Annotated in this window: 13 protein-coding genes; 9 read left to right on the top strand and 4 right to left on the bottom strand. The window is 64.4% G+C overall.

What is annotated here, in order from left to right:
- Positions 1–104: 104 nt before the first annotated feature.
- Entirely contained in the window at positions 105–1,031 is a 927-nt protein-coding gene (locus tag BGP02_RS12450; protein WP_286798626.1) for a LysR family transcriptional regulator, read from the bottom strand.
- A gap of 122 nt (positions 1,032–1,153) precedes the next feature.
- Between BGP02_RS12450 and BGP02_RS12445 the strand changes: the two genes are divergently transcribed.
- Together BGP02_RS12445 and BGP02_RS12440 are read left to right on the top strand one after the other, a co-directional pair.
- Positions 1,154–1,825, top strand: coding sequence for a glutathione S-transferase (locus BGP02_RS12445; RefSeq protein WP_017232195.1), 672 nt, complete (start codon positions 1,154–1,156; stop codon positions 1,823–1,825).
- A 229-nt stretch (positions 1,826–2,054) separates the two neighbouring features.
- Positions 2,055–3,716 carry a methyl-accepting chemotaxis protein gene (locus BGP02_RS12440; RefSeq protein ID WP_286798625.1) on the top strand — a complete coding sequence of 554 codons (1,662 nt, stop codon included), beginning with the start codon at positions 2,055–2,057 and terminating at the stop codon, positions 3,714–3,716.
- 37 nt (positions 3,717–3,753) lie between these two features.
- On the opposite strand, the gene dapA is transcribed toward BGP02_RS12440, so the two are convergent.
- Positions 3,754–4,707 carry a 4-hydroxy-tetrahydrodipicolinate synthase gene (dapA, locus tag BGP02_RS12435; protein ID WP_286798624.1) on the bottom strand — a complete coding sequence of 318 codons (954 nt, stop codon included), beginning with the start codon at positions 4,705–4,707 and terminating at the stop codon, positions 3,754–3,756.
- Between the two features lie 629 nt (positions 4,708–5,336).
- Here dapA and BGP02_RS12430 point away from each other — a divergent pair.
- Positions 5,337–5,585: a hypothetical protein gene (locus BGP02_RS12430; protein ID WP_017232192.1), complete on the top strand. Its 249-nt coding sequence runs from the start codon at positions 5,337–5,339 to the stop codon at positions 5,583–5,585.
- A gap of 122 nt (positions 5,586–5,707) precedes the next feature.
- Complete coding sequence (locus BGP02_RS12425) at positions 5,708–7,108, top strand: sensor domain-containing diguanylate cyclase (protein ID WP_286798623.1); 1,401 nt, start codon at positions 5,708–5,710, stop codon at positions 7,106–7,108.
- 28 nt (positions 7,109–7,136) lie between these two features.
- Here the strand turns inward: BGP02_RS12425 and BGP02_RS12420 are convergent, their stop codons facing one another.
- Together BGP02_RS12420 and BGP02_RS12415 are read right to left on the bottom strand one after the other, a co-directional pair.
- Positions 7,137–7,922: an FRG domain-containing protein gene (locus BGP02_RS12420; protein ID WP_017232190.1), complete on the bottom strand. Its 786-nt coding sequence runs from the start codon at positions 7,920–7,922 to the stop codon at positions 7,137–7,139.
- 161 nt (positions 7,923–8,083) lie between these two features.
- On the bottom strand, positions 8,084–9,001 hold the full coding sequence (locus BGP02_RS12415) for a helix-turn-helix transcriptional regulator (RefSeq protein WP_286798622.1): 918 nt from the start codon (positions 8,999–9,001) through the stop codon (positions 8,084–8,086).
- A 220-nt stretch (positions 9,002–9,221) separates the two neighbouring features.
- Here BGP02_RS12415 and BGP02_RS12410 point away from each other — a divergent pair, with 220 nt between their 5' ends.
- The 5 genes from BGP02_RS12410 (at position 9,222) to BGP02_RS12390 (ending at position 15,041) form a co-directional block, all read left to right on the top strand.
- Positions 9,222–9,980, top strand: a complete 759-nt coding sequence (locus BGP02_RS12410; RefSeq protein ID WP_261938528.1) for a crotonase/enoyl-CoA hydratase family protein — start codon at positions 9,222–9,224, stop codon at positions 9,978–9,980.
- 20 nt (positions 9,981–10,000) lie between these two features.
- Positions 10,001–10,939 (top strand): 3-hydroxyacyl-CoA dehydrogenase NAD-binding domain-containing protein, encoded by a 939-nt coding sequence (locus BGP02_RS12405; protein WP_039829858.1) that lies wholly within the window; start codon positions 10,001–10,003, stop codon positions 10,937–10,939.
- 99 nt (positions 10,940–11,038) lie between these two features.
- Complete coding sequence (locus tag BGP02_RS12400) at positions 11,039–11,959, top strand: beta-keto acid cleavage family enzyme (protein WP_017232186.1); 921 nt, start codon at positions 11,039–11,041, stop codon at positions 11,957–11,959.
- Between the two features lie 62 nt (positions 11,960–12,021).
- Positions 12,022–13,203: an ABC transporter substrate-binding protein gene (locus tag BGP02_RS12395; RefSeq protein WP_286798621.1), complete on the top strand. Its 1,182-nt coding sequence runs from the start codon at positions 12,022–12,024 to the stop codon at positions 13,201–13,203.
- Positions 13,188–15,041 carry a feruloyl-CoA synthase gene (locus BGP02_RS12390; RefSeq protein WP_261938531.1) on the top strand — a complete coding sequence of 618 codons (1,854 nt, stop codon included), beginning with the start codon at positions 13,188–13,190 and terminating at the stop codon, positions 15,039–15,041. Before BGP02_RS12395 ends, BGP02_RS12390 begins: the two co-directional genes overlap by 16 nt.
- The last annotated feature ends 12 nt before the right edge of the window (positions 15,042–15,053 follow it).

The raw sequence follows: 15,053 nt of genomic DNA, 5'->3' as shown, positions 1-15,053 counted from the left end.
GGTGGCCGCGCGCAGGGGAACGGCTATGTCTCGGAAGTCATTCTTCCGCACGGCGTAACAATGTCGCGGCGGCAGGACGCCGCTTCATCGGCACTGCCCATCCCTTATGCCTGACTCGCCAACTTGTGTACGCGTGTGAAATGCTTGCGCAGACGCGGTACCGCGAAGTCGACGAAGGCGCGCACCTTGGGCACGGCCAACCGTCCTTGCGGTGTGATGACGTGAACCGGCATGGGCGGGTGTTCGTAGTCCCGCAAGACGATGCGCAGCGTGCCGTGCGCCATTTCGTCGACGATGTGATACGTCAACATTCGCGCCACGCCGTGTCCTGCGACGACCGAGGCAATCGCGGCCCGGATCGAATTGACGACCAGCCGCGGGGTGAACTGTACGATCTGCGGTACTGAACCGCGTCCTGTGGCGGGGAAGCGCCACGAGTCAATGCCGAAGTACGTCATGGACACGATTTGCTGCTTCGACAGATCCGCGGGGGATCCGATAGGATCGTGGGTCGCCAGATAAGCGGGCGAGGCGGCAATGATTCTTCGAACTTCGCCCACGTGCGTGGCCACGAGCGAGGAGTCGGGCAGGTGGGCGACGCGCATCGCGACGTCGATGCCCTCGTCGATCAGGCTCACGGGCAGGTCGCTCAACTGCAGGCGGACGACGACTTCCGGATAGCGTTCGATGAAGGCGTCCACGATCTCGCGCATGAACGTTTCGCCGGCGGCGAGCGGCGCGGAGACGGTGAGCAGGCCGCGTGGGGCCGAGCGTTCCCCGGCGGCGATCACATCGGCTTCGTCCAGGTCGAGCAGGATGCGCCGACATGCGGCGGCATAGCGCTCGCCTGCAACGCTCAGCTTGACCGAGCGCGTCGTGCGATGGAGCAGCGCCGTGCCGGTATGCGCCTCGAGGTAGCCGATGGCGCGACTTACCGCCGCGGCAGAGCGCCCGAGGCGCCGGGCTGCACCGGCGAGGCTTCCTTCGTCGACGATCGCGACGAAGACTTTCATGGCATCGATTCGGTCCATGAGGGATGAAAGAGAGGGAGAGGGCTCAGAGTCGATTCCGGATCGGCCGATGGACAAGATTACCCTTAAACCCGGCGTTGCGGCGACAATGGCGAGCGGACGTCCCGCCGGAGCCAGACCCTATGCTGACGGTTCACCATTTGAACAACTCGCGCTCGCAACGCGTGCTGTGGATGCTCGAAGAGCTGGGCATTCCGTACGACCTGCGACGATATACGCGCGACCCGAAGACCATGCTCGCTCCGCCGGCACTGCGCGAGGTGCATCCGCTTGGCAAGTCGCCGGTCGTGACCGACGGTGAACTGACGCTCGCCGAGTCGGGCGCCATCATCGAGTATCTCGCCGATCGCGACGAACTCGGGCGACTGGCCCCGCCGCGAGGCACACCGGAGCGGCTGCGTTGGACCTACTGGTTGCACTACGCCGAGGGGTCGGCCATGCCGCCTTTGCTGCTCAAGCTCGTCGCCCTGCGCATTGCGAGCGCGCCCATGCCGTTCTTCGCTCGCCCCATTGCCCGCAAGATCAGCGACACGCTGCAGTCGAGCTTCGTCGATCCGCAACTGCGCCTGCACTTCGACTACGTGAACGACGCGCTCACGAAGACCGGTTGGTTCGTCGGCGATCGCTTCAGCGCAGCGGACATCCAAATGAGTTTCCCGCTCGAAGCCGCGAGCGCGCGCGGCAACGCGCAGGGGCGCTGGCCTGCGATCGCCGATTTTCTGCAACGCATTCATGCGCGTGATGCGTATCAACGCGCCCTGGCCCGTGGCGGCCCCTATCAGTTGCCAGGCTGACAGGCGTCGTTTGCGCCGTTTTGGTGCGGATATCCCTCGATGGCTGCCCGTCTGAACGGCACAGACGGACGATTCGGCGAATTCGTCGCGCAGAGGCTCAAGTTTCGTCAAATGCACTCGTTATATCTCCACAGAGGTACAGAGAGAGGCACTGGCCTGCCTGGCTTGCCGGCGGCAGGCCGAAGTCACGACTACACCGCAGGACGAATCGCTTAACGCGCGCAAGGCAATGTTCAAGAACCTCAGTATCAGCAAACGGCTCGCCGCCGCCTTTTCCGTCAATGTATTCATGCTGTTGGTCGTGGCGGTGGTGGCCGTGACGAAAATGGCGACGATGGATACGAATACCCAGCTCATCGTCTCCGACCTGAACAACAAGATTCTTGAATTTCATGGCCTGAAGGATCGCGCGGCGCACGTTGCCGTACTCCTGCGCGATATCGTGATGTCCGAAGACAACACGCAACTCGATGCCCGTCTGGCCAAGATCGACGAGATGCGCCAGACCAACAACAAGAGCATCGCGGGCATGGCGACGATCTTTTATACCGACAAGGGCAAGGCGCTCTACCGCACGCTGGCCGACACGAACGCGGACTATGGAAAGCAGCTCGACGCGGTCGTGGCGCTGGTTCGCAGCGGCGACTTTGCGCAAGCCAAGATCGAGCTGATGGGGCCGCTGCAGAAGGCGCAGGTGGCGTATTTCGCCCCCCTCGACGGCCTGATGGAGGTCGGCAAGGTGGTCAGCGCGAAGGAAGCCGCCGATGCGACCGCCGCTTATGGATCCGCACGCCTGTGGCTGCTCGCCACAATGCTGGCGTCGGTCGTGGTCTCCGTGGTGTCGGCGGTGGCGATTACGCGCTCGGTCACGCGCCCGGTACGTGCGGCGGTGGCGGGGGCCTCGGCGCTTGCACGTGGCGACCTGACGCATCGTGTCAATGCCGAGCGTGCTGACGAAATCGGCCAGATGGCGAGTGCGCTCGACACAGCCGTCGAACAACTGGGCCATCTCGTGCGCAATATTCAGGGTGCGTCGGGGGCGATCGACAACGCGGCACGCGAAATTGCGCAGGGCAACACCGACCTGTCGCAACGCACCGAAGAGCAAGCGGCCTCGCTAGAAGAGACGGCAGCGTCGATGGAAGAGTTGACATCGACCGTGCGTCAGAACGTCGAACATGCGATGGAGGCGCGGCGCCTGTCGCACGAAGCGACCGGGGTGGCGGATGCCGGGGCGCAGAGCGTGCGTGCCGTCGTCGAGACGATGCAGGCAATGGCCAGCGCGTCGGCGCGCATGAGCGACATGATCAAGGCCATCGAAGGTATTGCTTTCCAGACCAATATTCTCGCGCTCAATGCGGCCGTGGAAGCGGCACGCGCCGGCGAACAGGGGCGTGGCTTTGCCGTGGTGGCCGGCGAGGTGCGCACGCTCGCCCAGCGCTCCGCAGGCACCGCCAAGGACATCCGCGAATTGATCGCGGCATCGGTGCAGCAGGTCGAAGACGGCACGTCGCGCGTGGAAGTCGCGGGTCGTACCATGGACCAGATCGTCGTGTCGGTGCGACGCGTGAGCGAGCTGATCGCCGAGATCGCCGCCGCGAGCGACGACCAGGCGCGCGGCATCGAGCAGGTGGGGCAGGCCGTCACGCAGATGGATCAGGTCACGCAGCAGAACGCCGCCCTCGTGGAACAGGCGGCGGCTGCGGCGGACCACCTGCGTCAGCAGGCCGCCGACCTGGTCAACGAGACCGCGAAGTTCCGCGTGGAAAGCGACGGCAGCGCGCGCCCGGGCATCACGCCGCGTACGCCGACATTGGCGTTGACAGGCGCTTTGTCGTCCCGCGGCGAGCGCGGCACGACGGCGCAAGGACGACAGCGCGCGGCGGCCTGACGTCCACTGTTCCACACCCCTCGTCTTCTATCTCGCCTCAGGCGGCATTGGCCGCCTTCGCGCCCAACGCGGCGTCGATGGCGGCAACGGCCGCGACCAACTGCTGTGTCAGGGCAGGTGACGCGCTCGTCATCGGCGCGCGCAGCACATCGGCCATCAGGCCCTCATGTGCAAGCCAGGCCTTCACGGGGCCGGGATTCGCCTCGGCAAACATCAGCCGCACCATCGGCATGAGCGCATGGAACAGCACGCGCGCGACATCGAGCTGCTGTGCTTGCACCGCGCGATACACGGCCACGAAATGCGCCGGCCGGCAGTGCGACGTCGCAATGATCGCGCCATGGCCGCCCATCGCGAGCGTGGACAGCAATTGAGCGTCCTCACCTGCCAGCACCGATAGGCGTGCGTCGGCGATGAGTGCCTGCGTGGTGTGCGCGTTGCCCGCGCAATCCTTGATGCCGCGAATGTTGTCGTGACCCGCAAGCGTGAGCAGTGTCTCCAGCGTCAGGGGGGTACCCGTGCGATACGGAATGTCGTACAGCACCACCGGCGCACGCGAACGATCCGCCAGCGTCTGAAACCAGTGGACGAGCCCGGCCTGTGCGGGCCGGATGTAATACGGCGCCGGCGTTAGCACGCCCGCCAGGGGCAGGGCGTTAAAGGCGTCCAGGCGCGTCAGCGTGTGACCCAGGTGATTGCCGGCGAGCCCGGCGATCACCGGCAGGTCGCCGACCTCGGTCAGCACGGTGTCGAGCACGGCAAGCTGTTCGGCGTCGTCAAGGGCTGCCGCTTCACCCGTCGTGCCACACACGACAAGGCCGGCGATGCCCGAGCGACGATAGTGCGCGACCAGTCGACGTAATGCCGCGTGATCGACCGGCGTGTCGGCGCCATCTCTGGCGAAAGGCGTGACGAGCGGCACCCAAATGCCGCGAAAGAGCGGGGCGCGAGAGGAAGCGAGCGACTGGGGTTGGGACTGTGCGACTTGCATAAGTGTCTCCCTGGACGTTACGTACGAAACGAACGTGCGTTGACCGGTAAGAAAACCGTTCAGCAGGACGACGGGCAATGGCAGGCGCGTGGGAAACTTCGAGGCAGGCGCGCCGAGTGAGGCAGGGCGGCGCGAGGTGAGGACTGCCGGGTCCACGTGGCTGTTCCGTCGCTCAACTGACGGAACAGCACGCCCCGGTCAGTTGAGCGACTGTTTTTTGCTTTTGACGAACGCACCCCGCTGTCCCATCGGGACAACGCGCAACCGCGGCGAGCAGGGGATTCGGAAATTCGTCATGGCCAGACTCTATCCGCTGTACGCAAGTGGCGTCAAGTGCATCGATCAGCGATGGCGCCGCGATGCGCGAGGGTCATGTCGATGTCGATCACGCCGGCATCTGCGCGGCGCGATTTGAAACGCCTTTTAATTCTTCGTTTAATCCATTCAATCGAAAATCGACGTTCGGTTAACGCCGGATTGCGGTGACCGCTCCGTGGTGCGACCGCCACGGGCGCACGTTCCCGGTTGCCAATTTGAATCCGTCAAGTGACAATCGCACTCACACCCCGGAAACGCAAAACAATAATGGGCACACTGGGGCGGGGAAAACTGAAAAGTATTGAGACAAGATGGCAGCCAAAGTCGTGAAGTATTCGCGTGACGGGGTGACGTATTACGAAATTCGAGGCCCCTTGCCCGACGGTACCCGATATGAGGACCGGGTGGGATTCAGCGAGCGCGAGTTGGCATTCCGGCGTCTCGTTGCGGCGAGAATCAAGCTGCTGCGAAGTGAATACGAGACCGCGTGCCGGAACGTGCGGGCGCAATGCGCGGCAAATATCGCAGCGCCGGGGTGGCTGAAGCAACTGATTTTTTGAGGAGCGCGGGATCGTAGTGCGGCGGGGAAGCGATCGCAAGTTTTGCGTCGTCAAGGTGACGAAATATTCACATATTGAGATTGCCTTATACTGCGCGGAGCCTTCGTGTCCGTTCGAGATCCATGGAATTTGTAACAAAAGACGTCTTGGCAAGCTGTATGGCGTTGCTGCTCGATGCTGTGTTTCTTGTCGACAAGGCTGGCGCTCTCGTCTATGTGAGTCCGGCCTGCGAGCGCATTCTCGGGTACACCCCGGAGGAATTGCTGGGGCGCTCGATGATCGATTTCGTCGTGAAGGAAGATCGCGAGCGCACGATTGAAGAATCGAAGTTCGTGATGGCGGGACTTCCCCGGATCGGGTTCGAGAATCGGTACATACACAAGGACGGTCATTACGTCCACATCATGTGGTCCGCCCGCTGGTCCGAAGACCACGAACTGCGCATTGGCGTGGCACGCGACGTGTCGGCCAAGAAGCAGGCCGAAGCGCTGCAGCGCGCCACGTACTCGATATCCGAAGCAGCCCACGACGCCGCCGATATTCGCTCCCTGTGCAAGGCTGTCCACGACACGCTGGCCACGCTGTTTCCCATCGATGCCATTGTCGTGGCGACCTGCGATGCGGCCCTGATGACGTGGGACAAGGCGTATCAGTATCGCGACAGCGCCGACATCCCCTTGCTCGACTGGCCGCAGGCGCGGGGCCTCGCTGCGCAGGCTGCGCAAGCGCAACAATCGCTGTGGCACCTGATCGAAGCGGCCCCTATCGACGGCGCTGGGCAATCGATCCCCCACTTATGTACCGAGCCGTTCGCGCCAGACGCGCTCGCCAGGCCCGGCGCACAGGCGTTGGTGATTTTGCCGATGCACACGGCGCGCCGTGCCGTGGGCACACTCATGCTCTACGGCCCGGCCAGCGCGCTGCGGGCGGAGGCTGCGCAGCGGCTGCTGGCGTTCGTCTGCGACCAGACCGCGTTGGCCATCGAGCGAAAGCAACTGATCGACGACCTCTACAAAGCGGCGCGATTCGATGAGCTGACCGGGCTGCCGAACCGCCGCACGTTTGGCGAATTCGCGAGCGAGGCCGTGCGCCGCGCACAGCGCACCAACGGGAAGCTGGCGCTTCTGTTCGCCGATATCGACGGGTTCAAGGGGGTCAACGACAGCCTGGGGCACGCGGTCGGCGACTTGTTGCTCAAGGAGATTGGTCAGCGTATGAAGGCCGGGGTTACGGGAAGCGGCTTCGTGGCGCGTCACTCGGGCGACGAGTTCGTCGCCATTGTCCAGGATGCGGAGGTCGTCGAGCGGATCGACGTCGCCGTCACGCGTCTGCGCGCCGAGATCGAGCAGGTCATCTCCGTCAACGATGCCAGCCTGAGCGTGCGCGTAAGTGTCGGGGTGGCGGTGTTCCCCGACGACGGCGAGTCGATGAGCGAACTCATCCGCGTGGCCGATCAGCGTATGTATGCCAACAAGTCCGCGCGCAAATCCGGCGGGGCCAGTTTCTTGCAGCAGTTGATCTGACGCCTGACTGACCCGCACGCCGGGGCATTCATCCCAGCGTCTGCGTTGGCCAGATCATTTCGATTTCGATGGCAATCGAGCGGGCGAGGCCGTCGAGATCCGGAAACAGCGATGCGTTCGTGACGTTCATCCGATAAAGCCATTTCATTGCGTCCGCGCGTAGCGCCAACGGCAGCACGATCTTGCGCAGCAGCGGTTCGTCGCTCTCATAGCCGTCGAGAATGCGGTGCATCGGCCGGTCGATCACGCCGGGTACCACGAATGTGCCGGATTGTGCGATCAGTCGACCGTCCATTTCTTCCGGCTCGCCGAACCAGACCACCTCGTTGTCGTTGCCGAGGAAGTACTTCTCCATGTTCCCCTTGACGCGCGGATCGATCGTATCGCGGGTGAGCCACGGTGCATGACGCGGACGAGCACGGTCGTCGTACAGTGCGGGGGTGTTGAGCGCGAAAATGGCCGAATCGCTCGTGGCGCGCTCCAGTGCAAAGAACGCGGCGACAAAGGGCGATTTCGTGAAGTCGAGCAAACGGGTCGGGGCACCATGGTGCTGCATCAGCCCAAGGCAGCGAAGATCGTCGTGCAGCAGGTCGGGCCAGGGCACATGGTTGTGCGCCTTGCGCCGGAAGATGCGGATGGCGCGTGCCTCACGGCTGCGCCACTGTTCCTTGTCCGCCACATAGGCGTGCAGGTACCGCGAGAGCGAGCTTTGCAGATGCCAGCGTGCGTCCTGCTGCCCGCGAAAGGCCCAGCCTTCGAAGCGGGAGGACAGTTCCATGAAATCCTTCCAGCTTTCGACGACGGTGGTGTCCATAGTGAGCGAAATCCTTGAGTTGGCGTGCGGCGCCGACGTGCCGCTGATCGAGCACGTCACGACAGCGCGAGCGATGCATGGCGTCGGCCACTATAGTACGGCGTCTGTGACAGCTCAAGCGCGCGACATGCGAATGCGTCTTTCACCCGTTGGGGGACCGCTCACGCGGCGCGGGCAGGCGACAGATCGCGCGTGAGCGCCGAGAGCGCGGCGTCGGGCGTGATGTCCGACGTATCGAGCGTAACGTCGGCTAGCCGGTAGAGCGACTCGCGCGCATCGAGCATGCGATGGATGTGATCGAGCGCCTCGTTGCGAAGCGCCTCGGTGGCAATGCGCGCGTCGTTTTGCTGCATCACGCGCTGGAAGTGAATTTCTGGGCGGGCGCGCAGCCACACCGTGCGAAATGCGCGGAGCACGCGCTCGTAGGTGGGCGCTTCCGAGACAATCCCGCCGCCGGTGGCGAGCACGACATGGTCGTGCTCCGCAATGATCCGCTCGATGCACTGCCGTTCGATGCGCCGCATCGCGGCCTGTCCGTAAAGCGTGATGACTTCACCGATGGCGATGCCCGCCTCGCGCTCGACCTCCTTGTCCAGCTCGACGAAGGGCGCGCCGATGGCCTGTGCCAACGCCGGACCAAGCGTTGACTTGCCCGCGCCGCGCAAGCCGATGAGGGCAATGCGCTGCCCCGTGCGGCGCGCGTCTGCCGCGCCCGGCACGACAATCTGCCGACGCAGGCGTGCGAGCGTTTCCAGCGGTTGCTGACGGAGATACTCGACGAGGATGAGCAGATCGCCATCGTAAGCGGTGCGCTCGGCCACGAGCGCCTCCACGCGCACGTTCAGCGCATCGGCAAGCTTGTGCAGAACGGCCAGCGAGACGTTGCCGGTGCCGGCTTCCACGCGAGCGAGATAGGGGAGGGACACCCCCGATTGCATGGCGAGCTGCTTGCGCGTCATGCCCCGCTGCGCGCGCAACGTGCGTACCTGCCGAGCCAACGACGCCAAAGGCGACGATGCCCCTGCCTCGGCGTCATCGGCCGGATCTAGGGTGGGGTGGTCGGCGGGCGGTTTCGGCATCGGGCAGACAGGGAATGCAAGGCTTGCGCATAAATATACTATGAGATACCCGCCGTGTGTCCTACGTTATCCGGACTCGTCGCCAGAATGTCCGCATGGCGTGCATTAAATTGCCTGAAAACGTATTTATCCCTGTTAACCCTGAACTGCATTGCACCATCCGCGCAAAGCGGAAAATATCTTATAAGATACTTTTCATCTTTTGGAGCGACTGCAGACAATGACTTATCCCCACTTGCGCGTGCGCGTCGACGACGGCATCGCTTTCGTGACACTGGATCGCGCAGACAAGCGCAATGCGCTCAACGATGCTGCCATCGACTCGCTCGACGCCGCATTTCGCGATTTCAACGACAGCGTACGCGCCGTTGTGCTGAACGGCGCGGGAGAGCACTTCTGCGCCGGGCTGGATCTGTCGGAGAACAGTGCGCGGGACCCCATCGACGTGCTGCGGGTTTCGCAACGCTGGCACAAGGTGTTCCACGAGATCCAATTCAGCGGTCGCCCCGTGGTGGCGGTGCTTCACGGCGCGGTGATCGGCGGGGGGCTGGAACTTGCGCTTGCCGCGCATGTGCGCGTCATCGAGCGAAGCGCATTCTTTCAGTTGCCCGAAGGCAAGCGCGGCCTCTTCGTGGGCGGCGGCGCGTCGGTACGTGTGGCGCGCATTCTCGGGCCGGACCGCATGACGGAAATGATGCTCACGGGCCGCCGTTACGATGCCGTCGACGGTGAACGCCTGGGCCTGGGCCATTATTTGACGGAAGCGGGCGAGGGACTGGCGCTCGCGACGCAACTGGCCCACGAGACGGCGGCCAATAGCCCGCTGTCGAACTGGGCGACGATTCACGCGCTCTCGCGCATTCACGATATGTCCATGGCCGACGGGTTGTTTACCGAGTCGGTCACGAGCGCGTTGATGCTCGCGACGCCGGACGCACGCGAACGCATGGAACGCTTTTTGGGCCGGGTGGCACGTTAGTCGTTCCACCCCCCCTCCCTATGGAGACGAATGTGAAATACGACAACATCGAACAGATCGCCGTCATCGGCACGGGTGTCATCGGTGCCAGTTGGGCGGCTTACTTCCTGGCGCGCGGTCTGCGCGTGAGTGCTTGGGATCCGGCGCCGGGCGCCCGCGAGCGCTTGCGTGAGGCAATCGATGCGCATTGGCCCACGCTGATCCGGATCGGCCTCACGGCGGGTGCCTCGCGCGACGCGCTGACGTTCCACGACACGCTCGACGCCGCGCTCGCCGGCGCCGACTTCGTGCAGGAGAGCGGTCCCGAGCGCGAGGACCTCAAGCAAGATCTTTTTCGCAAGATGGACGCTGCCTTGCCATCGTCCGTCGTCATCGCATCGAGTTCTTCTGGACTACTGATGAGCCGTGTGCAGTCGGTCTGCACGCATCCTGAGCGCGTGGTGCTGGGGCATCCGTTCAATCCGCCGCATCTGATTCCGCTGGTCGAAGTCATTGGCGGCGAGCGGACGTCGCAGGCGGCCATCGAGACCGCCATGCAGTTCTACCGCGCCATCGGCAAACGTGCGATCCATGTGAAGAAGGAGGTCAAGGGGCACATCGCGAATCGGCTGCAGGCGGCGCTTTGGCGGGAGGCGATACATCTGGTCGACACCGGCGTGGCTTCGGTGGCCGACATCGATGACGCGATCGCCTACGGTCCGGGCTTGCGCTGGGCGGCCTTCGGTCCGTTCGTTAACCTGCAGTTGTCGGGCGGTGCGGGCGGTATCGCCCACATGCTCGAGCATCTCGGCCCGCCGATCGAATCGTGGTGGGCGGATCTCGGCGAGCCAGTGTTGACGGACGACCTCAAGGCGCGCATCGCCGCTGGCGTCGACGCCGAACTGGCCGGCCGCGGCAATGCGCAACTCGAAGCACAGCGCGATGCGGTCATTCTCGGCATTCTCGCGGGCAAGGCTTAGTCGACGCGGGCGCGGGCATCCTCGGACACACCGCCCGCGCCCCAAATTCAACGATCTATCCATTCGACGCCCCGCATTCCGGGACGCAAGGACATTGGCATGAGCAAACCGAAAGTCATCGTGACCATCGCGCCGACGGGCGGCATGGCGTACAAATCGCAGAACCCCCACCTGCCCACGCAGCCCGACGAGATCGCGCGCGACGTCTACGACTGCTACAACGCGGGCGCGAGCGTCGTGGCGATCCATGCGCGCCGTCCCGGCGACGATGGCGCCACGTGCAACCCGGCCATCTACCGCGACATCAACCGCCGCATTCGCGACAAATGCGACATCGTGATCAACAACTCGACGGGCGGCGGTGTGCACGGCGACATGATCCGCCAGGCCGACAATGGCTACTGGGAAATTCTCTGGGAAGAGCGGTTGAAGGGCATGGATGCCGGTGCCGAGATGTGCACGCTCGACGCCACCACGATCATCGCGAGCTTCGGTGGCCGGGAACTGCTCATGCATACGTCGCCGGAGCGTTCGAAACATCTCGCCATCGAGATGAAGAAGCGCGGTATCAAGCCCGAATGGGAGGTTTTCAGCCCGACGCACATCGTGCAGGACCTCGCTACCCTCACTGCTGCGGGCTTCGACGACGAACCGTTCTTTGTCAATCTGGTGCTCGGTGTGCACCGGGGATTTCAGAATGCCATGCCATACACGCCGCGCGTGTTGCAGTCGATGGTTGATCTGCTGCCCAAGGGAAGCATTTTCTGCGTGAGCGGCATTGGTCCCGCGCAACTGCCGTCGGCCATGAATTCGCTGCTGCTGGGCGGGCACGTCCGCGTCGGTCTGGAAGACAACCTGTATTACGAACAGGGGGTGCCGGCAACGAACCAGCAACTGACCGAGCGCGTGGTGCGGCTCGTGCGCGAGATGGGTTACGAGCCGGCGACACCGGCCGAAGCCCGCGACATCATGGGCCTACCTCGCAATCGCGAAGTGCTGCCGGAGTTCGCGGTGCGTTGATTCCGGCGCCGGCGCGGCATGGGGCATGGCCCCAAATACAAAAAGACAAGGAGACATGTCACATGGCGGCAAAGAGGTTCACTCACCGTTTTGCATTCTCGCGCGCCGCGCTTGGCGCAATGGCCTTCTGTGCGGCGGCGCTGTGCGTCGCGCCGCCCGCGGGCGCACAACCGCCCGGCGTCACTATCGGTGTGACGCTTTCGTCCACGGGGCCTGGCGCATCGCTTGGCATTCCGGAGAAGCAGGCCATCGGCATGCTCCCGCCCACGCTCGGAGGCGTGCCCGCGCGATATATCGTGCTCGACGACGCGACCGACCCGACCACGGCAACCAAGAACGCGCGCCGCATGGCGACGGAGGACAAGGTCGACGCCATCATCGGCTCATCGACGACGCCGGCATGTCTGGCGGTGGCGGCGGTCGCGGCCGATACGCGCACACCGCAGTTGGGGCTCTGCCCGTTCGTGCCGAGTGCGACGCAGATGCGCTACGTCTTCTCGCTGCCGCAGTCGGTCGCCGTCATGGCGGATGCGGTGCTCGACGACATGAAAGCGCATCACGTGAAGACGCTCGGCTTCATCGGCTTTTCCGATTCTTACGGAGAGGCGTGGCTCAAGGACATTCAGGCACGCGCGGTTGCACGGCAGATTCAGGTCGCGCCGGTCGAGCGCTACGCTCGCAACGACCAGTCGGTGACCGCACAGGCCCTCAAGTTGATGTCGGCCAACGTCGACGCCGTGCTCGTCGCGGCCAGCGGCACGCCGGGGGCCTTGCCGATGAACACGTTGCGCGAGCGCGGCTACAAGGGGCGTATCTACCAGACGCACGGCGTTGCCAACAACGACTTTCTGCGTGTCGGGGGCAAGTCTGCCGAGGGCGTGATTCTGCCGGTAGGCAACATTCTCGTGGCCGAGCAACTGCGCGCGGACCACCCCGGGCGTGCCGTGGCCGTGGACTTCGTCAAGCGTTACGAGGCGCAATACGGGGCGGGTTCGCGCAATCTGTTTGCCGGCTATGCCTACGATGCTTATCTGGTGCTCGACCGAGCGGTGGCCGTGGCGGCCAAGCAGGCGCAACCTGGCACGCAGGCGTTTCGCGACGCCTTGGTCGCGGCCATTGAGCAGACCCGGGGTTTGGCGGCAACCCACGGGATGATCAACGTCAATGCACAGGACCATTCGGCGTATGGCGAAGATGGTCGCGTGCTCGTTACGGTGAAAGGCGGCAAGTGGACGATCAATTGAGCGCCGCCGCGGCCGGTGCGCGCCGATTGGCCCGGCCCGATATCGAGCGTGAGACGCGTGCCGACGGCAGCTTCGTGATTCGTTCACGGACGCCGCTGGGCGAATTCGCGCGCAGCCCGGCCGACTGGCTCGTGCAATGGGCGGCACGCACCCCCGGTGCGGTGTTCCTCGCGCAGCGGCATGCGCCCGAGGCGGGCGATCGCTGGCGTCAGGTGACGTATCGCGACGCACTGACCATGGCGCGCGGCGTCGGGCAGGCGTTGCTCGACCTCGACGTGCCGCGAGATCGACCGGTTGTGATCCTGTCCGACAATAGCGTCAACCACGCACTGCTGGTACTCGGCGCGATGATGGTGGGGCGTCAGACGGCCATCGTGTCGTCGGCCTATTCGCGCGTGGCGAAGGACATGGGCAAGCTGCATGGCATCCTGGCGCGTCTCGACCCGGCGCTCGTCTACGTGGAAGATGGCGACGCCTATGCGCGCGCGCTGGCGGGGGCGCCTATCCGATGCCCGATCGTCGCGACCGACTGCCAGCGGGCAGACTGGCTGTCGTTCAAGACGCTCGCCGCCACGGCGGCATCGCCCGCTGTGGAGGCGGCGTTTGCCAAGGTGCTTCCGGAAGACACCGCCAAATTGCTGCTGACCTCCGGCTCCACGGGAAAGCCGAAGATCGTCGTCAACACGCATCGGATGCTCGCCGCGAATCAGCAGATGATCGCGCAATGCTGGCATTTCATCGACGAGGCGGCACCGGTGGTGGTCGATTGGCTGCCTTGGAGTCATACGTTCGGTGCGAATCACAACTTCCATATGGTGCTGCGCAATGGTGGTGCGTTCTATGTCGATGACGGCCGCCCCGTGCCGGAGTTGATCGGGCGCTCCGTCGAGAATCTTCGCGATGTGTCGCCCACGCTGCACTTCAATGTGCCCAAGGGATTCGAGGCGCTCGCGCCGTTTCTGGAAGCGGACGACGCGTTCGCCGCGCGCTTCTTCGGTCGTCTTCAAGCGCTGTTTTACGCGGCGGCGAGCCTGCCTCCGGCGGTATGGCAGCGGTTCGAACGACTGGCGTCGAAGCATTGCGACACATTGCCATTCTTCACGTCGGCGTGGGGGGCGACGGAGACGTCGCCATTGATCACCAGCGTGCATTTTCCGATTCCGGGCGCAGGCAATATTGGCGTACCGGTGCCGGGCAATGAACTCAAGTTCGTGCCCAGTGGAGACAAGCTGGAGATGCGCGTGCGCGGGCCGTCGGTGTTCGAACGCTATGCGGGCGATCCGGAGGCAACGGCCGCCGCGTTCGACGAGGAGGGGTTCTACCGGACCGGAGACGCGGGCCGCCTGTGCGATCCGGACGACCCCGGGGCGGGCGTGATATTCGACGGTCGCGTCTCGGAAGATTTCAAGCTGACGAGCGGGACATGGGTGTCGGTCGGTGCCTTGCGTTTGCGTGCCGTGAGTGCGCTGGCACCGTACGCGTCGGATGTGGTGATCGCGGGGCACGACCGTGATGAGATCGGATTGCTGATCTTCCCGAGCCCCGCAATGCGCGCCAAGCTGTCATCGGACGACGCGCTGCACGAGGGCAAGGCAATGGCGCTGCACGACGATGTCCGGGCGTGGGTGGCAGGTGCGCTCGCACAACTGGCACAGGACGCGGGCAGTTCGCAGCGTGCCGCCCGCGCGGTGATCCTGGCGGCGCCGCCGTCGCTCGAGCAAGGCGAGATCACCGACAAGGGCTACGTCAATCAGCGCGCCGTGCTGACCTTGCGCGCCGACGACGTGGCTCGCCTTTACTCGGACTGCCCGTCGGTCATTCGGTTGCCGGTGGCGTGACATTGACGCGCG

Origin of the sequence: Pandoraea sp. 64-18 (assembly GCF_001899225.1) — a bacterium.
Lineage (GTDB): Bacteria > Pseudomonadota > Gammaproteobacteria > Burkholderiales > Burkholderiaceae > Pandoraea > Pandoraea cepalis.
Note: the sequence above shows the minus strand (reverse complement) of the source record. Positions and strands in the feature narration are given on the sequence as shown.

Coding starts and splice junctions, on each gene's coding strand:
- BGP02_RS12400 (WP_017232186.1), top strand. CDS start 11,039: ATGAGCAAACCGAAAGTCATCGTGACCATCGCGCCGACGGGCGGCATG.
- BGP02_RS12440 (WP_286798625.1), top strand. CDS start 2,055: ATGTTCAAGAACCTCAGTATCAGCAAACGGCTCGCCGCCGCCTTTTCC.
- BGP02_RS12425 (WP_286798623.1), top strand. CDS start 5,708: ATGGAATTTGTAACAAAAGACGTCTTGGCAAGCTGTATGGCGTTGCTG.
- BGP02_RS12405 (WP_039829858.1), top strand. CDS start 10,001: ATGGAGACGAATGTGAAATACGACAACATCGAACAGATCGCCGTCATC.
- BGP02_RS12410 (WP_261938528.1), top strand. CDS start 9,222: ATGACTTATCCCCACTTGCGCGTGCGCGTCGACGACGGCATCGCTTTC.
- BGP02_RS12445 (WP_017232195.1), top strand. CDS start 1,154: ATGCTGACGGTTCACCATTTGAACAACTCGCGCTCGCAACGCGTGCTG.
- dapA (WP_286798624.1), bottom strand. CDS start 4,707: ATGCAAGTCGCACAGTCCCAACCCCAGTCGCTCGCTTCCTCTCGCGCC.
- BGP02_RS12430 (WP_017232192.1), top strand. CDS start 5,337: ATGGCAGCCAAAGTCGTGAAGTATTCGCGTGACGGGGTGACGTATTAC.
- BGP02_RS12420 (WP_017232190.1), bottom strand. CDS start 7,922: ATGGACACCACCGTCGTCGAAAGCTGGAAGGATTTCATGGAACTGTCC.
- BGP02_RS12395 (WP_286798621.1), top strand. CDS start 12,022: ATGGCGGCAAAGAGGTTCACTCACCGTTTTGCATTCTCGCGCGCCGCG.
- BGP02_RS12450 (WP_286798626.1), bottom strand. CDS start 1,031: ATGGACCGAATCGATGCCATGAAAGTCTTCGTCGCGATCGTCGACGAA.
- BGP02_RS12415 (WP_286798622.1), bottom strand. CDS start 9,001: ATGCCGAAACCGCCCGCCGACCACCCCACCCTAGATCCGGCCGATGAC.